This window comes from Falsiroseomonas oleicola (genome assembly GCF_019029495.1).
Taxonomy (GTDB): Bacteria; Pseudomonadota; Alphaproteobacteria; order Acetobacterales; family Acetobacteraceae; genus Falsiroseomonas; species Falsiroseomonas oleicola.
Genome location: NZ_JAERQM010000007.1, coordinates 281102 through 304121, shown reverse-complemented (window position 1 = coordinate 304121; position 23020 = coordinate 281102). Strand labels below are relative to the sequence as shown.

At 72.5% G+C, this 23020-nt stretch carries 17 protein-coding genes and 1 tRNA gene; 7 read left to right on the top strand and 11 right to left on the bottom strand.

The genetic code is table 11. The annotated features are described in order from the left end of the window. Window positions 1-12 precede the first annotated feature (12 nt). Window positions 13-1176 carry a hypothetical protein gene (locus JJQ90_RS22115; protein ID WP_216878437.1) on the top strand — a complete coding sequence of 388 codons (1164 nt, stop codon included), beginning with the start codon at window positions 13-15 and terminating at the stop codon, window positions 1174-1176. Between the two features lie 11 nt (window positions 1177-1187). Next, complete coding sequence (locus JJQ90_RS22110) at window positions 1188-2459, top strand: heme biosynthesis HemY N-terminal domain-containing protein (RefSeq protein WP_216878436.1); 1272 nt, start codon at window positions 1188-1190, stop codon at window positions 2457-2459. Window positions 2460-2477: 18 nt separating this feature from the next. Here JJQ90_RS22110 and JJQ90_RS22105 read toward each other — a convergent pair whose 3' ends face one another. The 3 genes from JJQ90_RS22105 to JJQ90_RS22095 form a co-directional block, all read right to left on the bottom strand. Beyond that, window positions 2478-3134: an ABC transporter ATP-binding protein gene (locus tag JJQ90_RS22105; protein WP_329959497.1), complete on the bottom strand. Its 657-nt coding sequence runs from the start codon at window positions 3132-3134 to the stop codon at window positions 2478-2480. A gap of 145 nt (window positions 3135-3279) precedes the next feature. After that, complete coding sequence (locus JJQ90_RS22100; protein WP_216878434.1) at window positions 3280-4524, bottom strand: ABC transporter permease; 1245 nt, start codon at window positions 4522-4524, stop codon at window positions 3280-3282. Next, entirely contained in the window at window positions 4521-5591 is a 1071-nt protein-coding gene (locus JJQ90_RS22095) for an efflux RND transporter periplasmic adaptor subunit (protein WP_216878433.1), read from the bottom strand. The genes JJQ90_RS22100 and JJQ90_RS22095 overlap by 4 nt, the downstream gene beginning before the upstream one ends. 101 nt (window positions 5592-5692) lie before the next feature. Here JJQ90_RS22095 and JJQ90_RS22090 point away from each other — a divergent pair. Beyond that, window positions 5693-5767: transfer RNA gene (locus tag JJQ90_RS22090), tRNA-Thr, on the top strand. A 118-nt stretch (window positions 5768-5885) separates the two neighbouring features. Here the strand turns inward: JJQ90_RS22090 and JJQ90_RS22085 are convergent. The 7 genes from JJQ90_RS22085 to JJQ90_RS22055 form a co-directional block, all read right to left on the bottom strand. Then, window positions 5886-7175, bottom strand: a complete 1290-nt coding sequence (locus JJQ90_RS22085) for a DUF1217 domain-containing protein (protein ID WP_216878432.1) — start codon at window positions 7173-7175, stop codon at window positions 5886-5888. Between the two features lies 1 nt (window position 7176). Beyond that, window positions 7177-7581: a flagellar biosynthesis regulator FlaF gene (locus JJQ90_RS22080; RefSeq protein WP_216878431.1), complete on the bottom strand. Its 405-nt coding sequence runs from the start codon at window positions 7579-7581 to the stop codon at window positions 7177-7179. A 64-nt stretch (window positions 7582-7645) separates the two neighbouring features. Then, entirely contained in the window at window positions 7646-8836 is a 1191-nt protein-coding gene (locus JJQ90_RS22075; protein WP_216878430.1) for a flagellin, read from the bottom strand. A gap of 201 nt (window positions 8837-9037) precedes the next feature. Further along, entirely contained in the window at window positions 9038-9517 is a 480-nt protein-coding gene (locus JJQ90_RS22070; RefSeq protein WP_216878429.1) for a flagellar biosynthesis repressor FlbT, read from the bottom strand. A gap of 242 nt (window positions 9518-9759) precedes the next feature. After that, complete coding sequence (locus tag JJQ90_RS22065) at window positions 9760-10800, bottom strand: flagellin (RefSeq protein WP_216878428.1); 1041 nt, start codon at window positions 10798-10800, stop codon at window positions 9760-9762. A gap of 15 nt (window positions 10801-10815) precedes the next feature. Next, window positions 10816-12345 carry a flagellar hook-associated protein FlgK gene (locus tag JJQ90_RS22060; protein WP_216878427.1) on the bottom strand — a complete coding sequence of 510 codons (1530 nt, stop codon included), beginning with the start codon at window positions 12343-12345 and terminating at the stop codon, window positions 10816-10818. Between the two features lie 32 nt (window positions 12346-12377). Beyond that, a complete protein-coding gene (locus JJQ90_RS22055) occupies window positions 12378-13745 on the bottom strand; it encodes a flagellar hook protein FlgE (protein WP_216878426.1) in 1368 nt (455 codons plus the stop codon). A 230-nt stretch (window positions 13746-13975) separates the two neighbouring features. Here JJQ90_RS22055 and JJQ90_RS22050 point away from each other — a divergent pair, with 230 nt between their 5' ends. Together JJQ90_RS22050 and JJQ90_RS22045 are read left to right on the top strand one after the other, a co-directional pair. Further along, the gene (locus JJQ90_RS22050) at window positions 13976-16249 is read left to right on the top strand and encodes a flagellar hook-length control protein FliK (protein ID WP_216878425.1); all 2274 of its coding nucleotides are present in this window, start codon (window positions 13976-13978) and stop codon (window positions 16247-16249) included. A gap of 15 nt (window positions 16250-16264) precedes the next feature. Then, window positions 16265-16927 (top strand): flagellar hook assembly protein FlgD, encoded by a 663-nt coding sequence (locus JJQ90_RS22045; protein ID WP_216878424.1) that lies wholly within the window; start codon window positions 16265-16267, stop codon window positions 16925-16927. A 4-nt stretch (window positions 16928-16931) separates the two neighbouring features. On the opposite strand, the gene pgi is transcribed toward JJQ90_RS22045, so the two are convergent. Further along, window positions 16932-18560: a glucose-6-phosphate isomerase gene (gene pgi / locus JJQ90_RS22040; protein ID WP_216878423.1), complete on the bottom strand. Its 1629-nt coding sequence runs from the start codon at window positions 18558-18560 to the stop codon at window positions 16932-16934. 325 nt (window positions 18561-18885) lie between these two features. Between pgi and JJQ90_RS27540 the strand changes: the two genes are divergently transcribed. Continuing rightward, window positions 18886-21882 carry an ATP-binding protein gene (locus JJQ90_RS27540; protein WP_216878422.1) on the top strand — a complete coding sequence of 999 codons (2997 nt, stop codon included), beginning with the start codon at window positions 18886-18888 and terminating at the stop codon, window positions 21880-21882. A 56-nt stretch (window positions 21883-21938) separates the two neighbouring features. After that, window positions 21939-22949, top strand: coding sequence for a MerR family transcriptional regulator (locus JJQ90_RS22030; RefSeq protein WP_216878421.1), 1011 nt, complete (start codon window positions 21939-21941; stop codon window positions 22947-22949). The last annotated feature ends 71 nt before the right edge of the window (window positions 22950-23020 follow it).

Sequence of the window (23020 nt, the reverse complement as noted above, 5' to 3'; positions counted from 1 at the left end):
GCCAGGAGACCCATGAGCCAGACCCCTCCCCCCTCCGTCGCCGATCGGCTGCGCCGCTTCCGCCTGGACCCTGCCGCGCTGCCGATCCTGGTCGCGGCCGTCGTGTTGGTGGGCGCCGTCGCCTGGCTGCTGGCCCGCCCCCTGCCGCAGGAGGCCACTCGCGGCGCCGATCCGGCGCTGGAGGCGCGGCTGGCCGCGCTGGAAGGCCGCGCCGCGCCGGATCTGGGCGCCGTGGAGCGTCGTTTGGCCGCTGTGGAACAGGCGGCCCGGCCGGCCGTGGATACCGAGGCTTTTGCGCCGCGCAGCGCGCTTGAGGATCTGGCGCCGCGCAGCGCCCTGGAGGCGCTGGCCCCACGCAGCGCGCTGGAAAACCTCGCCCCCCGCGCCTCGGTCGAGGCGTTGGGCCAGCGCGTCGATGGACTGGCGCAGCGCGCCGAGGCGGCCATCCAGCAGGAGGAGGCCCGCGCCACCGCCAGCTCCGCCCGCATCGAGGGTGTGGCCCGCGAACTCGCCACCCGCCTCGGCACCGCCGAACAGGCCCAGGCCCAGGCGGCGCAGCGCATCGGCGCCGTCGAATCCGCCTTGGCCGGGCGCATCGCCGCGCTGGAGACGGCGCTCGGCGAGCGTCGCAGCGAAATCGAGGCCCAGGCCGCCCGCATCGCGGAGCTGGAGGGGCAGGCCCAGCGCCTCGCCGCGCTGGAAGGCCGTGCCGGCCGACTGGCGACGCTCGACCAGCTTCGCGCCGCGCTGGAAGGTGGCGCGCCCCTGGGTGGCGCACTCTCCACCCTGCGGGAGCCGCCGGCCGCGCTGACACGCTTCGCCGAGACGCGCCCGCCCACCGAATCCGCACTGCGCCTGACCTTCGAGGACGCCGCCCGCGCCGCCATGGCCGCCAGCGACCCGGGCCGCCAGGGCCAGGGCGTCCTGGACTCCGCCGTCGCCCGCCTCTCCGGCCTCGTCACCGTGCGCCGGGGCGAGGAAGTGGTCTGGGGCGATGCCGCCGCTGCCGAAATCGAGAAATCCCGCCGCGCGCTGGAGGCCGGCGACCTGGAAGGCAGCCTGCCGCCGCTACGCCGCCTCTCGCCGGAGGCCCAGGCCGCCATGCGCGGCTGGGTCGAGCAGGCGGAGGCGCTGATCGCCGCCCGCCGCGCGCTGCGCAGCCTGGCCGCTGGCTGAGGAACGCCATCATGCGCTCAGCCCTGATCTACCTGGTTCTCCTCGCCGCCGGCATTGCCGGCATCCTCTGGGTCGCCCAGCTCGGCGGCGCGGTGGAAATCCGCCTTGGCGATGCGGAGGTGCTGGTCGGCCTGCCGGTGGCGCTGCTGCTGCTGGCGGCGCTGTTCCTGGTGCTCCACCTGATCCTGGCCTTCCTGGGCGCGCTGCGGCGCCTGCCCGGGCGGCTGCGCGACCGCAAGGCGGCGCGCCGCCGGGGTGAAGGCGATGCGGCTCTGACCCGTGCCCTGGTGGCGCTGGCCGCGGGCACGCCGGATGCGGCGCGGCTGGAGGTGAAGCGCGCTCGCAAGGGCCTGGGCGACACCCCCCAGACCCTGCTGCTGGCCGCCGAGGCCGAACGTCTGGCCGGGCGGGAGGAGGCGGCGACCGCCGTCTTCCGCCAGCTCGCCACCATGCCGGATGCCCGCTTCCTGGGCCTCCGCGGGCTGCTGCGGCAGGCGATCCAGCGCGAGGACTGGCCCACGGCCCAGCGCCTGGCGCGGGAGGCGGAGGCCGCCCAGCCCGGCGCCGCCTGGCTGCGGGAGGAGCGGGAGACGCTCGCGCTGCGCATGCGCGACTGGCGCGAGGCGCTGACCCTGGCGCCGCCCGGCGCCGGCCAGGCCGCGCTCGCCCTGGCCGCCGCGGGGCAGGAGCCGGATGCGACCCGCGCGGCGGAGCTGGAACGGCAGGGTTTCGCCGCCGACCCGGCCTTCGCGCCGGCGGCGCTGGCCCATGCGAAGCGCCTGAAGGAGGGTGGCAGCCCGCGCCGGGCCCGCACCGTGCTGGAACAGGCCTGGACCGCCCGGCCGCATCCCGACCTCGCCATTGCCTATCTGGCCGAGGATGAGGATGCGCTGGCGCGCATGAAGTCGGCCGAGATCCTGGTGAAGGGCCAGCCGCGCCACGCCGAAAGCCGGCTGCTGGTCGGCCGCGCGGCGCTGGAGGCCGGGCTGACCGGCCGGTCGCGGCAGGAGCTGGATGCGCTGGTCGCCTCCGGCACCGCCGATCGCCGCGCCTATCTGGCGCTCAGCGACCTGGAGGAGGTGGAGCATGGCGAGACGCCGGAGGGCCGCGCCGCCCAGGCCCGCTGGCTGCGCCAGGCCGCGACGGCGGCGCCCGAGCCACGCTGGCGCTGCACCGCCTGCGGCACCGACCATGCGGCTTGGGAACCTGTCTGCCCGAAGTGCCAGGCGGTCGGCACCATCAACTGGACCAGCCCGCAGACGCTGCCGGCGACCGTCGGCTGAGGATACGGGCGGGGCGGCTCAGCCCCGCCCCGTATCCTCGACGATCACCCCATCCACCAGCCGCAACTGCCGCGTGGCGCGCTGGGCCAGGACAGGGTCGTGGGTGACGACGACCACCGCACGCCCTTCCTCCCGCACCAGTCTCTCAAAAATATCGAAGACGGCGGCGGCATTGGCGCTGTCGAGATTGCCGGTCGGCTCGTCGGCCAGGATCAGCGCCGGGTCATTGGCCAGCGCCCGGGCGATGGCGCAGCGCTGGCGCATGCCGCCCGAAAGCTGTTCCGGCAGTTTCTGGTGCGCGTCGGCGAGGCCGAAGGCCTCCAGCAGCCCCATCGCCCGGTCCCGCGCCGCCCCGCCATGCAGGCGGCCCAGCCGGCGGATGGGGATCAGCACATTGTCCAGGGCGGTGAATTCCGGCAGCAGGAAGTGGAACTGGAAGACGAAGCCCAGCTTCGCCAGCCGCAGCGCCGCCAGATCGGACGCCGGCAACCGGGCGGTGTCCTGGCCCTCCAGCAGCACCTCCCCGCTGCTCGGCCGGTCCAGCAGGCCGAGCAGGTAGAGCAGGGAGGATTTGCCGGAGCCGGAGGGGCCGGTGACGGCCATGAACTCCCCGGCCCGCAGCGCCAGCGACACATCCCGCACCAGCACCGCCCCTTCCGGCAGGCGGCGCGTCACGTTCCGGACCTCCAGCAGGGGCGTCACTTCGTCCGCCGCGGCCGGCGGCTATCGCCGGCCGAGCGGCCGAATGGCCGCCGCGCCCAATGGCGCGCAAGGCAAGCGGCCGGAGGCCGCGCCCGCCGTCTGAGGGCAGCTATAAGGATCACGCCGCGCCTCGCACCACCTGCACGGGATCGAGCCGGCTGGCGCGGCGGGCCGGCATGACGGAGGCGACCGCCGCGGCGACCAGGGCGAACAGGCTGGCCATCAGATACACCCGAAAATCCCGGTCCAGCAGGAACTGCCCCTGGCCGGAGGGGGTATCCGTGCCGAAGCGGATCAGGGCCAGCCCCTCGATCATCAGCGCCCCCAGCAGGCAGCCGACCAAGGCGCCGAGCAGCCCCGCGACGATGCCCTGCACCAGGAACAGCAGCTGGATGTCGCCTTCCGTAAAGCCCAGCGACTTGAGGATGGCGATGTCGCGCGTCTTCTCGATCACCACCGTCGAGATCACGTTGTAGATGCCGAAGGCGGCGACCAGCAGGATGGCGCCGGTGACGGAGAACATGATGGCGTTCTGGATGACGAAGACGGTGAGGATATTGGCGCTCTGCTCCTCCCAGCTTTCGGTCCGGTCGCCGAAGCGGGCCTCGATCTGCCGGGCCAGAGGTTCGGCCTGGGTGACATCCGCCAGCCGGACCAGGATCTGGTTCACCACATTCGGCCGGTCCGCCAGCACCTGCGCCACCTTCAGCAGGGCGAAGGCATGGCCCTGGTCCACGCCCTGCAGGCCGGTGCGAAACAGCCCCACCACCTTCATCGACAGCACCGTGCCGCTGGGCGCGACGGCCGAGAGCGTGTCGCCCATCCCGACGCCCAGCCGCCAGGCCAGAGCCTCCCCCAATATGATCCCGTTGGCGGCGCGGCGCAGATCCTCCAGCCGGCCCGAAATCATGTCCTTCTCGATATTGGAGACGCGGCGGTGCCGCTCCGGCTCCAGCCCCGTCAGCACGGCGGAGACGTCGCGCGATCCGTAGCGCAGCAGGGCCTGGCCCTGCAGCACCGGGGCGGCGGCGACGCCCTCCATCGCCTCCAGGATCGCCACCTTGCGCACCGGCTCCCGGATTCCGCGCACGCGGTCGCGCGGCTTGATGCCGTGCACCAGCACGGCGCCGTCCGGAAAAGCGAGTTCCGCCGCCTGGGCGAAGGGGCGGCGGGTTTCGTCCTTGATCGTGATGTGGGGCGAGACGTCGATGATCTGGGTGACGAAATAGGTCTGGAAGCCGCGCATGATGGCGGCGGTGGCGATGAAGAAGGCGACGCCGAGCGCGATGCCGGTGACCGAGACCAGCGTCTGCCGCAGCCGCCGCGTCAGCATGCCCCGCGCGAGGTCCAGCAGCAGCCTCATGGCTGCGGGCGCGTTTCAAGCCGCACCGGCGTTCCATCCGTGAGGCCTTCCGGCGGGTCCAGCACCACCGCCTCCCCGGCCGTCAGGCCGCGGCGGATTTCGATGCTGCGGGGCGCCTGCACGCCGATCTCCACCTCCCGCCGCCGCGCCACCTCCTTCTCCACCACCCAGAGATGGGCGCGGCGGGTGGCGCCGGGGGGCGTGGCCGGGGGGGCGGTGGGGGAGGCATCGCGGGTCGCGGGGGGCAGCACCACGGCGCCGGGTGGCACCAGCACGGCATCCGGCGTTTCCCGGAGCACGATATTGGCCTCCACCGTCATGCCGACCAGCAGGGGCGTGTCGTCCGGCAGGGTCAGGCGCACGCGATAGGCCTTGCGGACGGTGTCGCCCTTCGGCGTGATCTGCGCCACCTCCGCGGTCATGGCGCGGCCGGGGAAGGCATCGGCGCGCAGCAAGGCGCGCTGGCCCACGGCGATGCGGGCGATGTCTTCCTCGTCCACCTCCGCCGTCAGGCGCAGCGGGCGCGGCTCGCCGACCCAGAACAGGGAGGCGGGGGTGTCCACCACCTCCCCCACCTCGGCATCCCGGCGCAGCACGATGCCGCTGGTCGGCGCGCGCACCACGTAGTCGTCCAGGCGCTGCATCGCGGCATCGGCCGATGCGCGGGCAGCCTGGGCATCGCGCTCGGCGCGTTCCAGGCTGGTGCGGGCGGTGATGTCGCGGGCGACCAGGGTGCGGGTGCGGGCCAGGTCCTCCACCGCGAAACGGGCGCGGGCCTCGGCTTCCGTGGCCATGGAACGGGCCTGGCGGTCATCGAGCCGGGCCATGGCCTGGCCTTCGGTGACCCGTTCGCCTTCCTCCACCAGCACCTCTGTCAGCCGGGCGCGGGTGGCGGGGCCGATGCGGGCCCAGTGGACGGGTTCGACCGCGCCCGTGGCATAGACCGCCTCCAGCGCCGTGCCCTGGCTGGCCAGCGCGATGGTGACGCGCGGCGGCAGGCCATACCGCAGCCAGGCCGCGATTCCCCCGGCGAGCAGGAGGATGAGGAGGAGGATAAGCCGGCGCATCTGGCGGGAGTCTAGCAGGCCTGGACCTGTTGGTCATCGGAGGGTTCGGAAGCGGGTTGTCCGGCGGCGCGCGGGGGGCTATAGGGCCGCGCTGATGGTGCGCCGACATAGCTCAGCGGTAGAGCAACTGATTCGTAATCAGTAGGTCCCCGGTTCAATCCCGGGTGTCGGCACCATTCTTTTCCCTGGGGTTCACCGGTTCGGCGCTCGAGTTTGCCTTGAACATCAAGGCGCGCAGCCGCAAGGCTGCCCGCGCACCGCAGAACGGTGCCGCGCCACCCAAGCCCGCCAAGCTCAGACGTTCAGCGAAAGGCTGCTGCCGATCAGGCTGTTGAGCGAGGCGCCGCCGCCGCTGAACAGCGACAGCACCGGGTTGTTGTTGGTCTGCGCCGGCGCGGCCAGCACCAGGTAGCGCTGCGCCATCTTCGCCACCGCCTTCGGATCCTGCAGATCCTCCAGCTTCACGCGCCGCGTCAGCAGGGATTTCTGCTGGTCGAACTCCAAAAGGCCGAAGCTGTCCGGCAGGCCGATCGCGCCGCGCACCACCGTCGTCATCGCCTTGTCGGTCATCAGCTCCGCGATGGTGGTGATCTTGGACGCGTTGCGGATAAAATACAGCGCCTCCCGCAGCCCCGCATTCGCGCTGCCCATCGCCTTCTCGTAGCGATTGGTCATCGCATCCTCGACCAGCCGCTCCAGCAACGCCGGGTCGGCGAAGGGGGAGGTCTGTTCCAGCGCCGCCGCCGCCGCTTCCTCCGCCGAGGTGGGCAGGCCGGAGGTGGCGAGCGCGCGGGTCTGGGACGTGCTGAGCGCCGCCCGCTGTTCCGCGGAAAGCGCCCGCGCCTGGCTCTGCGACAGGGCGGCAAGCTGTTCCGTGCCCAGCGCGGCAAGCTGGCTGGTCGACAGGGCCGCGAGTTGCGTCGTCGCCAAGGCGCGCATCTGCGCCACGCCGATGCCGCCCATGTCCTCGGCATCGATCGCCGCGATCTGCTGGGTTGAGAGCGCCGCGAGCTGGGAGGGTCGCAGCGCCGCCACCTGGTCCGCCTCCAGCGCCTTCACATCCGCCGCGTCCAGCGCCGCGATGCCGGTGGTGCCGAGCGCCTGGAGCTGGCCGGTGCTGAGCGCCCGCACCTGGGCGGTGCCGAGCGAGGTCACCTGCTCCGCCGTCAGCCCGGCGACCTTGGCGAGCGACATGGCCTGCACTTCGGTCGTCGCCAGCGCGGCGACCTGGGTCGTGGTGAGGTCGGAGGTCTCGCGCTGGGCGAAGGCCTTCGCCAGTTCGCGCCAACGGCGATCGGTCAGCTTGTTGGCCAGACTGCCCTCGGCGGCCGGGTCTTCGGTGAGGATCTTGCGCAGGATGCCGCGCTTGTCGATCTCGCCCTCAAGCTGGAAGGCCTCCAGCACCACCTGCAGCGTGCGCCGGTCCTTCAGCAGTGACTCGACGTCCTTGTGGACGCTGGCGGCTTCCTTGAAGCGGGTCATCGCCGCCTCATTGTCCTTGCGGGCCGCGAAGCGCGCCTGAAGTCCGCTGCCGTCGCGCTGGGCGATGGTCAGGGCCAGCAGGGGCCCGAGGCCCGGCAGCATCTCAGGCGACCCGGCTGGTGAAGGCGGCCATCGGCGGGGCGTGCAGCGCGGCGGGCGGCGGGGCCAGGCCACGCTGCGCTTCCAATGCCTCGATCATGTCGCGGTGCAGGGCCATCAGCGGTTCCAGGCTGCCACCGTCATCCAGCCGCAGATCCGTCTCCCGCTGCGCCCAAAGGCCCAGTGAGACCAGGTTGCCGCGCAGCTCCGCCGGCAGCTTGTTGCCGGGTGAGCCGAGGTCGTTGATCAGGATGGACCAGAGGCGATGCGCCTTTTCCAGCGCGATGGCGCGGGCCCGCGTGCCGCTGGCCACGGCCAGCAACCCGTTCACATAACGAAAGGCGCGCAGTTCGATCTCGCGCGGGGATGCGGTGGCGTTCTGGGTGGCGGCGTAGCGCGCGACGCTCATGGATCCTCCGGCGGGGTATGGGGATCGGGCACGCCGGCGCCATGGCCGACGTGCCCGTCTGGGTTTAGCGGAACAGGCTCAGCAGCGACTGGCTCTGCTCATTGGCGATGGACAGCGACTGCGTGGCCAACTGCTGCTTGGTCTGCAGGCTGGTCAGTCGCGCGCTTTCCTCCGCCAGGTCGGCATCGACGAGCGCGCCGAGGCCTTCCTTGATCGAGTCGTTGAGCTGCGTGGTGAAGGTGGTCAGACCATCGACCTGGCGGATATTGGCGCCAAGATTGGCCAGCCGCGTGCCCATCAGGTCGATTGCGCCTTCCACCAGGGCGATCGCTTCCTTCTGGCCCGTGCCGTCCGCCGGCGCGGCTTCCACCGTGGCGCCGGTGATGTCGGTGGTCACATCCTCCGATGCGCCGCGGATATACAGCTCACCACTGCTGTTCAGCCCCGCATCCAGCCCGGCTTCCTTCATCCGGGTGATCAGCGCGGTCACGCGGGTCAGCGGGCTGTCCGTCGCCTCGAACTGCACGTCATAGACGCGGGTGTTCGGGTCCGGCGTGGTGCCGAGCGCGGCGGAGCCATCGCTGAATTCGAAGACCAGGTCGACATCCTCGTCAGCCGTGGTCGGATCGTTGTCCAGGTCCCGCTTGACGGTGACGGTCAGCACCTCGCCATTCGCCGGCGCCAGCGTGTCGTCGAAGGTGACAGTGCGGGCCGCGGTGGTGACCGAGAGGCCCTGGATATTGAGGCCCGCGGCCGTGCTGTCCGTGCCCTGCACCGAGGTCACCGAGCCCTGGATGTCGCGCACGATGTCGACCGAGGTATTGGTCACACCATCCACGGTCAGGCCGTTGGCCAGCAGATTCACACCGTTGAAGGTCGCCGACTTCGCGAAGGCGTCGATGTTCTGCAACGCATTGGTGATCTGGTTGTTGATCTGCTCCGAATCCAGGCCCTGCTGCTGACCCTGGGTCATGGTCTGCTTCAGGCGGCCCAGCTCGTCGGAGATCTGCGTCGCCGCGTCGCGCGCCACGGTCAGCGCCGACTTGCCGAACTTCAGGCTGTCCTTGACCGCCGTCATGCCGTTCAGGTCGGCGCGCATGTTCTGCGCGATGGAGAACACGGCGGGGTCGTCATCGGCACGGCTGATGCGCAGATTCGTCTCGATCCGCTGCTGGGTCTTGCCCATTTCCTTGCCGATATTGTTCAGCGAGCGGATCGCCGCCATGGCGGCGGCATTAGTGTTGACGGAGGACATTGTCCCCATCTCCTTTGAACGACGTTCCGCGTGCGGGGTGGCTTTTTGCCTTCCGTTCGCGGGACCGGTGTTTCAATGCCGCCACGGCACATTCCCACCGGCCTTGAGCCCCACCAACCATGGGGCTTCCTGAACATTCTGACCGGCTTTGGTGAATCCGCGGTAAAGCCGCGGCCCGAAGCCGATGAAAAAAGCAGAAACCTAGTCGAGATGCGGCCGCAGATTGGCGGCCTTCGTCGCCGCCGCGGCCGCGGCGATCCCGGCCGCCGCCGGCAGTCCGGTCTGCGCATCCAGGCCCAGAACGGTCGCCTCGTGCCGCATCACATGCCGCACCAGGCGCAGTGCCTGGTACCATTCATCCTGCTCGGCCAGCGCCAGCGACCGCTCGAGCAACTGTCGCGCCATGTCGGAGGTCGTCGCCTCCTGGAATTCGGCCACCAGGCGGTGCGCATCGGCCATCGCCGTCTCGCGCTCCTCCTCCGGCCCGACATAGGCACATTGCAGGGCGAAATAGATCCGTCGCGACGGCGTATTCGCCCCTTCGGGCGACATCACCTGCTTGCCGAACAGGAACCGCGCCTTGGCGACCAGCTCGACACGGGTCCTGCTGCGGAACCGCAGCGAGGCGCCATTCACCACCATCAACTCGCCGGCCCGCATCTCGAGCACCAACGTGGACATGCCAGTCTCCCAAATTTTTCGGCAGAATGGCGGGGGTAGTGGGCCCACCATGCCGGGGCGCCGGCGCATGCCGACCGTCGCGAATTTTTCGCCACCCATGGCCTTTGCCACAGGCTCGTTTCTTCGAGCTTGCCCAGTGCCTCGCGCCGCCCTGGCGAAACGCACCACGCCCCAGCATCATCGCGTATCGGCGTTAACCAGGGTTGAAGGGCGTCCATGATGCGGTGACATGCCCGTGATGGTCAGCGCAGCAGCGTCGCCAGCGAAAGTCGGGACAGCATGCCGGTGGCCTCATAGGAGGCTTCCAGACGGCTTTTCAACTGGCCGAGCTCGGCCGAGGCCTGCGCCAGGTCCACCTCCTCCAGCGTGCCGAGCTGGGTGCGCAAGGCCACCATGGTGTCCTTGTGCCACGTCTGGCTCCGCTCGATTCGCTGTTCGGCGGCGCCCAGCACCGCCTGTTCATTGGCCAGGTCGGTGGCCGCGCCGGCAAGCGATTCGGCGACGCCGTTCAGCAGCCCGTCCCAGCCGCCACCCTCCGCTGCCAGTTCCGGCGTCACCGAGGCCAGTACCGCCAGATTGCGCATCAATTCGCGCCCCCAGCTCTCGGCCAGCTCGCCATCCGGGTTGCGATTGGCAAAGACGCCGATCGCCACGCGCTCGCCATCCGCCACCTGCACGGCGCGCGCCGCCTCCGTGCTGCCATCGCCTTCCATGAAGGGCGAGAAGGGGGTGGTGGTGGCATCCGTCGCCGCGGTCACCGTATCGGCGATCACCGTCGCGCCATTGGTCGCATCCAGCCCGGCCACGGCGGTGGCGATGGCGGTGGCCATCGGGCTGGTGGCGATGGCCGCGGCATTCGGCACCGGGGGGGAGGCCACGTCGGAACCGCCGAACAGGTATTCGCCGCCATGGCGGGTGTTCAGCAGCGCCGCCACCTCCTCCAGCGCCGCGGTCGCGGTCTTGGCCAGGGCCTCCGCCCCGGTGCCCAGCATGGTGCGGGCACGCAGCGCCTCCGCCCCCAACTCGGCGGCGATGTCGTGCAGCCGGCTCAGCACGGTCTGGGTGGCGGCGGCGCGGCCCAGCGCGCGGTCGGCGGCATTGGCGTAGGATTCGCGCCGCCCGACCTCCCCCCGCAGATCGATGGCGCGCCGCGCCTCCGGCCCCAACCCGCCATAGACCTCCGATTTCTGCCCGGTGGACTGCTGGCGCAAGGTGTTGTCCAGGCGCAACCGCAGCACCGCCTGGTCCACCGCGAGATTGCCGATGCTGCCGATGATCGACATGGCCTAACTCCCTTCTCAGCGCACCGCGGCGAACAGCGCGTCCCACATCGCCTGGATGGTGGAGATGACGCGCGCATTGACGCCATAGGCGGTCTGCAACTGCACCATCGCCGCCACCTCGGCATCGACATCGACGCCGGAGCGTTCGTTGATCCGTTCCGACAGCATCTGCTGCAGGCTGCCGGCGCGTTCGGCGGCGCCACTGGCGGCGGCGCGCAGCCCGGTCTGCTCGGCGACCAGCGCGGCGCCGTATTGCGCCAGCGTGCCGAGCCCGGACAGCGGTGAGGTCAGCGTGCCATCCGGGCCGAGCCCGCCGGTGGCGAAGCCCGTCTGCGGCACGCCTTCCGCCTGCTGCGCGCCGAAGCTGAAATCCAGCACGCGGTCCAGCAAGGTGGAAAAGCCGGAGGGGCCGCCGGCCGGATTGGGCGTGAAGTCGCCCGGCCCGGTGGGGCTGCCGACCACCGTATGGGTGCCGTCGCGCAGCAGGGCCGGGTCGGCCACCACGGCCGCATTCACCCGGATGGTGCCGGCGAAGCCGATCATCGCGCTGCCGGCATAGGGCTGCGTCGGATCGGGCACGGTGCCGGCGGTATCGGTGAACAGCGTCAGCCCCTGGGCGTCCAGACGGCTGGCGAGCTGCGAGGCCGCCAGATCGAGTTCCGCCTGCAGACGCGGCAGGGTCGCGTCCCGCAGTTCCACCGCCGCGCCCATGCGGCCACCGGCCAACTGCCGGGTCACGTCGCGGCCGTTCAGCATCACGCCGGGCAGCGTGCCGCCCGTGCCGTGGAAGGCCTGCGCGCCCACCGTCGCATCGGCGATGGAAAAGGGCGTGCTGCCCTGGACAAGCGGCAGCACCATGCCGCCGCGCGCCACCAGCGTCACCTCGCCACTGCTGGCGCGGATGACGGACAGGTCGATCGACTGGGCAATGCCGCCGATCACCAGGTCGCGCTCATCCTCCAGCGCCGCGGTGCTGCGGCCGGCGGCGATCTCCCGCTTGATCTCGGTGTTCAGCCGGGCGACTTCGGACAGGCCGGTGTTCAGCGCGGTGACTTCCGCGCGCAGCGTGTCATGCGCCGTCTGGCGCGCGGCGCCGATGGCGTCGGAGACGCCGTTGAGCCGGTCGGCCACGGTTTCCGCCGCCGTCACCACGGCGCTGCGGCGCACGGGGTCGGCCGGCGCTTCGCGCAACTCGATGAAGCTGGACTGGAGGTCGGAGATCAGCCCGCCGAGGCTGTCGCCGGCCTCCGGCGAACCATGCGCCGCCTCGATGCCGCCCAGCAGTCGCACCCGCAGCCCCGCCGCCGCCGCATCGCCGCCAGCGCGCTGCTGCGCCGCCTGCACCGCGAGGTCGACGTCCCGGGTGACGATATTGGCACGCACGCCCTGGCCGTTGCCGGCCACGGTCAGCGCATTGCCTTCCAGGATTTTCCGGGTGTGGCCGGCGGTGCCGGCATTGGCGATGTCATCCGCCGCCCGCGCCATCTGGCGGTCGAGCAGGCGCAGGCCACTGGTGGCGACCGAGAGCGCGAGGTCGAGCGTCATGGCCGGTCAGCCCGGCTGCCGCGCGGCATCGCCTAGCGCTTCATGTTGATCGTGTCCTGCAGCATCTCGTCGCTGGCAGTCACGATGCGGGTGTTGGAGGTATAGGCGCGCTGGGCCAGGATCAGCTTGGAGAATTCGGCCGCGATATCGACATTCGATCGCTCGACGGAGCCGGTGACCAGCTTGCCGACGCCATTGGTCGCCACATCCGTCACGCGCGCCTCGCCGCTTTCCACCGTGCGCATGAAGGCCTGGCCGTCCAGGCGCTGGAGTTTGTCGGGATCGTTGAAGGCGACGATCGGCACGCGGGCGACGACGCGGGTCTGGCCGTTGTCGTAGTTCACCGCGACGTCGCCATTCTCCCGCACCGTGACGCCGGAATAGGAGCCGAGCGGCACGCCGTCCTGGCTCAGGTCGCGCACGCTGTATTCGGTGCCGCCGAAGCTGGTCAGGCCGGTGGCGATGCCGAAGCCGCCCAGGCCGATGCTGACATCCTGCGGGCCGTAGCCATAGTCCACCTGGAAGCCGAGCGAGGCGATATCGCCCAGCGCGGTCGGTGCCAAGGCAGGTCCCGTGGTGCTGCTCAGCGGCGTGATGGAGGAGATGGTGCCGGGCGGCGCATTCACGGGGGGCGGGCCGGCGGAGATCTGCCCGCCGAAGTCGATATCGGCGAAGATGCCGTCGGCCGGGGCCAACGTGTCATTCTCCGGCGTGATGCGCAGGCGCCAGGTGTCGGCATCCAGGCGCCACCAGTCGAGTGTCACCTGCTGCTGGTTGCCCAGCCCGTCGAAGATCTGGATCACGCTGCTGACGGGATTCTCGGCTGGCGCCCAGGGCGCGGCGCCGGGCACGGCGGCCACGGCATCGACATTCGCCGGCAGGTTGGCGGCCAGGGTGATCGCGCTGGTGGGCTGCGGGTTGTAGACCAGCTCGCTGATCCGGATCGGCGCCAGGGCCGTGCGGTCCGGCTCCCCATTCTGCTGGATACGCCAGCCCTCCAGGTAGTAGCCGGAGGAGTTCACCATGTAGCCGTCGCGATCCATCGAGAAGTCGCCGGCGCGGGTGTAGAACTGGCGATCGTCGAAGATGACATTGGCGCCCTGGCCGCCGCGGGCCTGCGCGACGGAGAAGAAGCCCTGGCCGGCAATGGCGAGCGAGAGCGGGTTCTCACTCTGGGAGACCGTGCCCTGCACCGTATTGGTGTAGTCCGGCCGCGCCTCCACCGACCCGGGCATGTGCAGCCGGCTGTTGGAGCGGGTGAGCCAGCTCGTGAAATCCGTATCCACGCGCTTGAAGCCGACAGTCTGGCTGTTGGCGACGTTGTCCGAGACATGGCCGAGCGCCCGGGCCTGGGCGGTGAGGCCGCTGATCGCGGTATTCATCGAGCCGAGCAACGACATCGATAGTGTCTCCGGAGAGGGGCGGGAAGGTTGGTCGCGGGGCTCAACGCAACCGCCGTGCCAGGGCGGAAGGCGGCTGATGCCGGCGTTCGCTGCCGGGTGGCGGCAGATACTGCCGGGCGTGGGACGCGGATTGCCGGGTGCGGGGGTGCAAGGCCCTGGCATGGCGGTTGCCCATGGTCGGCTGGCCGCCCCGGGGTGGCCGCCCTTGCAGGAGCCAGAGCCCGTCCATGGAGATCCAGCCCGCCGCCCCCGCCAGCCCCGGCCCCGCCGCCATGCGCGGCGCGGCGCAGGCCCCGCGTGGCTTCGCGTCGGTGTTGGGCCAGGCGGTGCGGGTCGCCGCGCAGATCGATGGCCGTGGCCAGGCGGGCGATGGCGCGACTCCGTCGGACGAGGCGGGTGATCCGTTGCTGACGGGCGCCATGCCGTCGGGCGACGACAGGCCGGCGGAAGCCCAGGCCGCATCACCCAAGGCGGCAATGCGGACCGCATCCACCGACATCCCGCCGCCCCTGCCCCCGGCCCCTGGACTGGTCGGGATGGCGGTGCCGGAAGCGGCCACTGACGCGCCGGAGGCCGCGACCACGGCCGGAGAGGCGCCGATCGACGAAGCCCCGGTCGCCGAAGCCCCGGCCTGGATGCAGGACGCCGCCCTGATCGCATCGGGGACAGCAACGCCGCCGGTCCCCGGCCAGCCGCCCGCGCCGGACCGCGCCAGCGCTGATCCGACAAACCCTCTCGCCGCCTCCCCGTCCGCGTCCCAGCAGGCACCCTTAGCCGGGCCGGCGCAGGTTCAGGCCGCTGTCGCGTCGCCGGCAATGCCCGTCGCCAGGGGGGATGCCAGGGTGCCGGTGGCGCCCCTCGGCGCTCAGCTCTCGCCGGCTGTTCCGGAGGCACCGGCCGATGGGACGGTCGCCGCAGACATGCCCAGCATGACAGGCGCCACCGGCACGACCGCGGATGTGGCGGCACCTCCAGGCCTGCCGAACGGCGCGCCCATCGCCAGCCCGGCGCCAGCCTCGAACGTGCCAACCTCGACTGGGTCAACCTCGGCTGGGCCAACCCCGCCGGCAGCGGGGGCCGACTCCGTGATGCCCAGCCGGGCGACGGATGGGCTGGCAACGACCGAGCCCGTGGGGACGGCGCAGGCCATGCCGACGGCCCCTCGCGCCGCGTCACGCACCGCCCCGACCCTGCCGGAGCCGGGCGCCTCCGAGATGCAGGTGACAGCCGTCGTCTCCTCCGTCACATCCTCCACCACCTCCCCGGTCCTGCCGGCGGCTGGAATGGCCGCCGCTACGGCGAGAGCGGCGACGCCTGCGGCACCGCCCCCCGTCGCGGCCCCCGGGGCAACCCCCGAGGCAGCCATCGTACCGACAGCCCCGCTGGCGGCGGAGGGCCGCGGCCTGGTCGCCGCCGCGCTGCCAGCACCGCCCGCCGTGGTGCCGGCCGCCGCGCCCGGGTTGCCCGCGACGTCCTGGCCCGCCGATCCGTCCCCGGCTTCGCCGCCCACGGCCGCGGCTGGCCTGCCGCCCGCCGCCCTGCCAGTCGCCGCAGCGCGGCCGGCAGCCGACTTGGCTTCGACCCCAGCATCCGCCGCGGCACTAGGTGACGCGACGGCCGCCCCTGCTGCGCCCCCGGCGGCGCCGGCGCCCGCCGCCGCGCCGGTTGCCGCCGCCGTCGTCCCGCCGGCCAACGCGGCCGTCACCTTGCCGACCGCGCCGCGCGAGGCGGCGTCAGCCGCGCCACAGGCCGCCACGATCCCGGCCGCCGAGCCGACCGCGCCACCGCCCGTGGCGGAGAAGGCTCCCGCTGCCCCCGCCGGCATGGCGGCCGCCGAGGCCACCGTTGGCGAGGCTGCCCCAACCTGGCCTGCCGCATCCGCCACGCCGGCCGAAGCCAGCCGCGCCCTGACGCGCGAGACATTCCTGACGAGCGAGGCCGCCATGCCGCGGGCCGAGGCCTCCCCCAGCCTTCCCCTGGCCACACCACCGCCGGCCAGCCCGCCCATGGCACCGCCCGTGGAACCCCCCGCGCGCATCCCGGCGCCGTTCCGCGCGGCCACCGCCAATGTCGCCTGGCCGGCGCGCCAGGTGGCGCCCTTTGCCGTGGCGCTGGCGCTCGGCCCGGATTCCAGCCTGCGCATGACGCTCGACCCGGTCGATCTGGGTCGGGTGGAGGTCGCGATCGACCGCAGCCAGGGCGAGGCCGCCATCCGCGTGATGGCGGAACGCCCCGAAACCCTGGCGCTGCTGCAACGCGATTCGCGGGAGCTGGAGCGGGCGCTGGCCGATGCCGGCTTCGGCAGCCGCGCGCCGACCCTGTCCTTCAGCCTCAGCCAGGGTAACCCGAACCAGGGCGGTGCCCAGCAGGGCCAGTCCGAGCCTGGCTCCCGCCAGGCTTCTCAGGGCCGTGCCGCCACCTCCGCGGTTCAGGACCCTGTCCACGCCTTGCCGGCGCGCCGAGCCTCGGCGCATCGCGGCCTCATCGACCTTGCCGTCTGACGGAGCATCCAGACCATGAGCGGTTCCATCAACTCAGCCACCAGCAGCGCCGTCGGCTCCGCGGCCAGTTCCGCCAGCCGGTTCTCGGGCGATCTCGACACCTTCCTGAAGCTGCTGACCACGCAGCTGCAGAACCAGGACCCGACCTCGCCGATGGATGCGGACAAGCTGACCGAGCAGCTCGTGCAGTTCTCCACCGTCGAGCAGCAGATCAACACCAACAGCACCCTCCAGCAGCTTCTGGCGCTTCAGCAGGCCAGCCAGCTCGGCGAGGCCGCGGCCCTGGTCGGCCGGCGCGTGGCGGTTGAGACGGACCGCCTGCCGCTGCAATCCGGCCTGGCCGAGGTCAACCTGCCCGCCGCCGGCACCTCCACCATCGCCCGCATCGAAATCCGCGATGCCAGTGGCATCCTGGTGCGCAGCAGCGACGTCACGCTGGGTACCGGTGCCAGCACCTGGCAGTGGGATGGCACCAACAGCCGTGGCGTGCAGCAGCCCGATGGCACCTACCGCGTCACGGTCAGTGGCCGCACGCCGGACGGCGTGCCGGAGATCATGGGCTTCACCGTCAACGGCCTGGTCACCGGCGCGGTGCGCGACCAGGGCGTGGTCACGCTCCGCATGGGCGGCCTGAATGTCGGCTATGACGCCTTGCGCAACCTCAGCGGCGGCATCTGACCTGCTACCCCGCCTGAAGGCGCCGGATTTCCGCCACCATGGCGGCGGTCGCGGCGTCGCTGGCGGGGGTGTCGCCGGCCAGGGCGGGCAGGATGCCGCCGGCCAGCTGCTTGCCCAGCTCCACCCCCCATTGGTCGAAGGGGTTGATGCCCCAGAAGGCGCCGAGGCAGGCCACCTTGTGCTCATACAGGGCGACCAGCGCGCCGAGGCTGGCCGGTGTCAGCGCCGGCAGCAGGATGGAGGTGCTGGGGCGGTTGCCCGGGAAGGTCCGGTGCGGCGCCAGCCGGTCGATCGCGGCCTGATCCATCCCGCCACGCGCCATCTCGGCCCGCGCCTCCGCCTCCGTCCGCCCGAGCGCCAGCGCCTCCGCCTGGGCCAGGGCATTGGCCAGCAGGATTCGGTGGCTGCCGGCATGGGCGTGGTCGGGGCGTGCCACCAGCACGAAATCCACCGGCACCGGGGTGCTGCCCTGGTGGATGAGCTGGAGGAAGGAATGCTGCGCATTGGTGCCCGGCTCGCCGAACACCACCGGCCCCGTGGCATGCGCCACCGGCTGCCCGTCCAGCGTCACCCGCTTGCCCAGGCTTTCCATCTCAACCTGCTGGAGATGCGCGGCGAAGCGTGACAGGCGCTCGTCATAGGGGAGCACGGCGCGGGCCGGGTAGCCCAGGAAGTTGACGTGCCAGACCTCGGTCGCGGCCAGCAACAGCGGCAGGTTCGCCTCCGGCGGGGCGGCCAGGAAATGGTCGTCCATCGCCCGGGCGCCGGCCAGCAGACCGGCGAAGGCCTCGATGCCGCAGGCGAGCGCGATGGAAAGCCCCACCGCCGACCACAGGCTGAACCGCCCGCCGACCCATTCCTCGAAGCCGAAGACGCGTTCCGGCGCGATGCCGAAGGCGGCGGTCGCCGGCAGGTTGGTGGACAGTGCCGCCAGGTGCCGCGCCGCCGCCGCCTCGCCCAGCCCCTGCACCAGCCAGCCGCGCACCAGATGCGCGTTGGTCATCGTCTCCTGCGTCGTGAAGGTCTTCGACGCCACCAGCACCAAAGTGCGGCGCGGGTCGAGCGTGGGGCGCAGTGCCTCCCAGGCATGGGCGTCCACATTGGCCAGGTAGTGCGCCCGCATCGGCATGCCGTGGCGCCACAGCGCCCGGGTCACCATGGCCGGGCCGAGGTCGGAGCCGCCGATGCCGATATTCACCACATCGGTGAAGCGGTCGCCCCCTGCGCCGCGGATGCTTCCTTCATGCACGCCGCGCACGAAGCCTGCCATGGCATCCAGCGTGCCGCGCACGACGGCGGAGGCATCCTGCCCGCCGGTGTGGAAGCCGCCGGCCGGGGCGCGCAGGGCCATGTGCAGGGCGGCGCGGCCCTCGGTGGTGTTCACCTTCTCCCCGGCCGCCATGGCGTCGCGGAAGCGTGTCACGCCGCTGGCCTCGGCCAGGGCGAGCAGCGCCGCCAGGACAGGCTCGGTCAGGGAGGTGCGGGACAGGTCGAGCAGCAGGCCGGCGGCGCGGAAGCCGAAGCGCGCGGCGCGCCCCGGGTCGGAGTCCAGCAGCGGGCGGATCGCCGCCGCATCCTGCCGCCGGGCCAGGCCCGCCACCACATCCCAGGCCGCTGCTTTGGAGTCTGTCATGCCTGTCGTCCTCGTATTCCGCGGGGCTGGCCGCCCTCGTTGCCGGCGCCGACGTGGCCGGTGGTGTATGGCCGATGACTGGCCTGCCCGAAGCGTGCGGGGCGAAGCACCACGAAACGCAGGCGCAGGACACTTTTCACCCTGTCTCCGCTAGACTGCCTTGCGGAGCCCTGTGTCCGACGCCGGGCCGGGTGGATGGTTCCCCATATGGTTCCCCGTGCGGCCGCGCGCCGGACCGGACGGGTAGGCGGGCGCAGGATAGCCGCGGCATGCGATGCTGCGAAGGGTTGGACGAAAGGCTGTTATGGCGGGCGCGGGACATCGGGTGGCGCGTAAGGGGCGCATGGGGCTGTGGTGGGCGCTCAGCCCCGCCGTCTTCACGCTGGCCGCCGCCTGGCTTTTCCTGGCGTCCAGCCTGGCCGACCACCGGGGGACCCTGGAGCAGGGCTGGGCGGAAGCCGACAGCACCGCGCTGCTGCTGGCGCGCCAGGCCAACCGGCTGCTGCGCATCGCCGAACTGGGCGCCACCTCCGTCACCCCGCTCGCGGAGGGGCGCGACCTCGCGGCCCTGCGCGGCCCGGCGGGGGGCATGCTGGCGGAACTGGCGGCCAGGGCGCCGGAGTTGCGGGCGATCTGGATCACGGATGCGCAGGGCAGGCTGGTGGCCACCAGCGCGCCCGGCGGCCACGCCATCGGCCTGAGCCTGGCTGGCCAGCCCTATTTCGCGCCGCTGCGCGATGGCGCCGAAAGCCATCTGTCCGGCCTGATGCAGGGCGCGCCGGTGGAGGGCTGGCATGTCGCCTGGGGGCAGCCTCTGCGCGGACCGGATGGCGGCTTCCGGGGCGCCGTGCTGGCGGCGGTGGCGGCGGAGGACATGATTCGCCTGGATGGCCTGCCGCCACCCGCACCCTCCGCCCTGTTCCAGATCGACCGCGCGGATGGCACGATGATGATGCGCTGGCCGCTTTCGGCCATCGGCGCCACGCATCCCGGCGGCGCGCCACTGCCCGGCCCGGCCGGGAGGCGGGAGGTGGTGGACCAGACCGGCGCGCCCCGGCTGCTCGCCTGGCGTGCCGCGCCCGACATGCCGCTGGTCGCCTCCGTCGCGCTGGATCGCGCGGCGGTGCTCGCGCCCTTCCATCAGCGCCTGTGGCGCAATGGCCTGTTCTTCCTGGGCGCGGTCAGTATCGCCCTGCTCTGTGCCCTGGTCGCGCGCCATGCGCTGCGCCGCGAACGCACGGCGCGGCAGGCAGCCGAAGCCCGCGGCGCCGCCCTGGCCGATGCGCTGGAGGAGCGGGAGGGACTGCTCGCCTCGGTGCAGGAGGGGGAGGCGCGGCTGCGGCTGGCCGAACAGGCCGGGCGGATCGGGCTGTGGGACTGGGACCTGCGGGAGGGCCGGCTGGCCCTGATCGGAGATGTGTTCGGCGAATGGGGCCTGCGCACCCGCCGCCGCATCACCGCGCGCGCCGCGCTGCGGGGCGTGCTGGCGGAGGACCGGCTGGGCCTGGCCGCGGCCCTGACCGCGGCGGTGCGGGGCGAGGTGCCGCTGGAGGCCGAATTCCGACTGGCCCCCGCACGGCCCCCCGCACGCGCCCCCGCACGGGCCACGCCCAAGCCGGAACGGTGGATCGCGGTGCGGGCGGAGGTGCGGCGCGGGGTCGATGGCCAGCCGCGCCGGATGCTCGGCATCGCCCTCGATGTCACCGACCGGCGGCAGAAGGCGGAGGCGCTGGCGGAGGCGAATGCCACGCTGGAGCGCCGCGTGGCGGAGCGCACCGGCGCCCTGGCCGATGCCAATGCCCGGCTGCGGGAAGGGGAGGCACGCTTCCGCGGCATCTTCGATGCCACCTTCCAGTTCATCGGCCTGCTCTCCCCCGACGGCACGCTGCTGGAGGCGAATGACGCCATGCTGCGGCTGGCCGATGTGCGGGCGGACCAGGTGATCGGCCGGCCCTATTGGGACGCCCCCTGGTGGCCGGAGGAGGCCGGCATTCGCGCCGCCGTGCGCGACGCCGTCACCCAGGCCGCGGCCGGCCATTTCGTCCGCCGCGAACTGGCGATGCGCCGCCCGGATGGCGCCGCTTTGGCGATCGACTTCTCGGTGAAGCCGGTGCGGGACGAGGATGGCATCGTCTCCCTCCTGGTGCCGGAGGCGCGCGATGTCTCCCCCCTGAAGGCCGCCCAGGCGCAGCTGCTGGAGGCGCAGAAGATGGAGGTGCTGGGCCGGCTGACCGGCGGCGTGGCGCATGACTTCAACAACCTGCTGATGACCGTGCTGGGCAATCTGGCGCTGGCCCGGAAACGCATGGGGGAGGCCGCCTCGCCGCAACTGCTGCGCCACCTGGACGCCGCGGCGCTGGGGGCGGAACGCGGCGCGCAGCTCACCCAGCGGCTGCTGGCCTTCGCCCGGCGGCAGGACCTGAAGCCCCAGGCGGTGGATCTCGGCCAGCTCCTGGCCGGGCTTGGCGATCTGCTGGGCCGCTCCGCCGGGCCGCAGGTGCGGATCGAGGTTGCCGCGCCGCCCGGCCTGCCGCCGGCGCTGGTCGATCCGCATGCCCTGGAACTGGCGCTGATGAACCTGGTGGTGAATGCGCGGGACGCGATGCCGGAGGGCGGGCGGATCGCGGTGCGGCTGGATGCGCGGACGGTCCCGGGCGGGGGGGAGGCGCCGGCGGCACTGGCGCCCGGCGCCTATCTCCGCATCGCCGTCCGCGATACCGGCCACGGCATGGATGCCGCCACCCTGGCGCGGGCGGTGGAGCCCTTCTTCTCCACCAAGGGGCCCGGGCAGGGCACGGGACTCGGCCTGTCCATGGTGCATGGGCTGGCCCTGCAATCCGGCGGCGCGCTGCAGATCGACAGCGTCACCCGCCAGGGCACCACGGCGACACTGTGGCTGCCGGTCTCCACCGAGGCGCCGCGCGCCGCCGATGCGGGGGCGGAGGTGGAGGCGCCGCGTGGCAGCGGGCTGGTGCTGCTGGTGGATGACGAGCCGATGGTGCTGGAAAGCTCCGCCGCGCTGCTGTCCGACCTGGGCTATGAGGTGCGCACCGCCGATTCGGCCGATGCGGCGCTGGCGCTGCTGGCGGAAGGGATTGCGCCGCGCGTGATGGTGACGGACCACGCCATGCCCGGCATGACCGGGGCGGCGCTGGCCGCCCGCCTGGCGCGGGAAAGGCCCGGCCTGCCGGTGATCCTCGCCACCGGCCATGCCGGCCCCTGGGCAGAGGGGGAGGGTCCGCCGCGGCTGGCCAAGCCCTATACGCAGGTGCAGCTCGGCCGGGCGCTGGCGGCGATCCTGGCGCGGGCGGATGGGGCTTGACCCGGCCCAAGGGGCCGCCTGGATAAGGTGGGCGGTCCATTGCTTGAAGGTGCCGCATGAGTCCGTCCGACCGCTTTCTCAACCCCGCCGAGGCCGCGCGCCGGCTGGGTGTCTCCGCCAAGGCGCTGCGGCTGTATGAGCAGCGCGGGCTGATCCGGCCGGCACGTTCCGCCGCCGGCTGGCGCGCCTATGGCCCCGCCGAGATGGCCCGCGCGGTGGAGGTGGTGGCGCTGCGCGGCCTCGGCCTGAGTCTCGCGCAGGTGGCGCGCGTGCTGGGCGGCGATCCGGCCGGGCTGGAACCGGCGCTGGCGGCGCATCAGCGGGTGGTGGAGGCGCGGATCGGCGTGCTGGCCGAATCGGTGGGCCGGCTCGGCGCGCTGCGGGCGGAGCTGGCCCAGGGGCGGGTGCCGAGTGCGGGCAAGGTGGCGGCGCTGCTGGCGCCCCAGGCCCCGCCGATCCGCTTCGACCTGCCCTGGCCCTGGGGCGGCGAGGCCTTCGAATGGCCCGCCGCCCGGCCGCTGACCTGGATCATCGGCCCGCTGGGCAGCGGCAAGACAAGGCTGGCGATGCGACTGGCGGAGGCCGTGCCCGGCGCGGTCTTCCTGGGACTCGACCGGCGGGTGGCGGAGGCTGATCCCGCGCGGATCGCGGCGGCCCTCGCCTGGCTGGTCGAGGAGGGCGCCAGCGATTCGCCCGCGCTCCGCGCCCTGCTGGCGGCGCTGGAGGCACCCGCCACGCTGGTCGTCGACATGGTGGAACAGGGGCTGGACGAGGCGACGCAGATGGCGCTGGCCGCGCATCTGCGCCGCACCGCACGGGCCGAGCGGCCGCTGTTCCTGATGACCCGATCGAGCGCCATGCTGGATCTGGAGGCGGTGGGGCCAGGCGAGGCCCTCCTGCTCTGCCCCGCCAATCACAGCCCGCCGCGCGAGGTTTTGGCCTTCCCCGGCACCCCGGGCCATGAGTCCGTGGCGACCTGCCTCGCCCCGCCGGAGGTGCGGGCGCGGACCGAGGGGGTGGTGGCCCGGCGGCCGGAGGCGGCTCATACCAACGGCCCTATCGCGTGACCGCTCCGGGCCGCCCTCAAACGCCGGGCGGAAACCTACGGTTTCCTTGGCTTCGCGGCATAAGCCGCGGC

Bases quoted from the DNA above. Each gene is read 5' to 3' on its own strand.
- JJQ90_RS22115 (WP_216878437.1), top strand. From the start codon at position 13: ATGAGCCAGACCCCTCCCCCCTCCGTCGCCGATCGGCTGCGCCGCTTC.
- JJQ90_RS22110 (WP_216878436.1), top strand. From the start codon at position 1,188: ATGCGCTCAGCCCTGATCTACCTGGTTCTCCTCGCCGCCGGCATTGCC.
- JJQ90_RS22100 (WP_216878434.1), bottom strand. From the start codon at position 4,524: ATGAGGCTGCTGCTGGACCTCGCGCGGGGCATGCTGACGCGGCGGCTG.
- JJQ90_RS22095 (WP_216878433.1), bottom strand. From the start codon at position 5,591: ATGCGCCGGCTTATCCTCCTCCTCATCCTCCTGCTCGCCGGGGGAATC.
- JJQ90_RS22085 (WP_216878432.1), bottom strand. From the start codon at position 7,175: ATGCTGCCGGGCCTCGGGCCCCTGCTGGCCCTGACCATCGCCCAGCGC.
- JJQ90_RS22080 (WP_216878431.1), bottom strand. From the start codon at position 7,581: ATGAGCGTCGCGCGCTACGCCGCCACCCAGAACGCCACCGCATCCCCG.
- JJQ90_RS22075 (WP_216878430.1), bottom strand. From the start codon at position 8,836: ATGTCCTCCGTCAACACTAATGCCGCCGCCATGGCGGCGATCCGCTCG.
- JJQ90_RS22070 (WP_216878429.1), bottom strand. From the start codon at position 9,517: ATGTCCACGTTGGTGCTCGAGATGCGGGCCGGCGAGTTGATGGTGGTG.
- JJQ90_RS22065 (WP_216878428.1), bottom strand. From the start codon at position 10,800: ATGTCGATCATCGGCAGCATCGGCAATCTCGCGGTGGACCAGGCGGTG.
- JJQ90_RS22060 (WP_216878427.1), bottom strand. From the start codon at position 12,345: ATGACGCTCGACCTCGCGCTCTCGGTCGCCACCAGTGGCCTGCGCCTG.
- JJQ90_RS22055 (WP_216878426.1), bottom strand. From the start codon at position 13,745: ATGTCGTTGCTCGGCTCGATGAATACCGCGATCAGCGGCCTCACCGCC.
- JJQ90_RS22050 (WP_216878425.1), top strand. From the start codon at position 13,976: ATGGAGATCCAGCCCGCCGCCCCCGCCAGCCCCGGCCCCGCCGCCATG.
- JJQ90_RS22045 (WP_216878424.1), top strand. From the start codon at position 16,265: ATGAGCGGTTCCATCAACTCAGCCACCAGCAGCGCCGTCGGCTCCGCG.
- pgi (WP_216878423.1), bottom strand. From the start codon at position 18,560: ATGACAGACTCCAAAGCAGCGGCCTGGGATGTGGTGGCGGGCCTGGCC.
- JJQ90_RS22030 (WP_216878421.1), top strand. From the start codon at position 21,939: ATGAGTCCGTCCGACCGCTTTCTCAACCCCGCCGAGGCCGCGCGCCGG.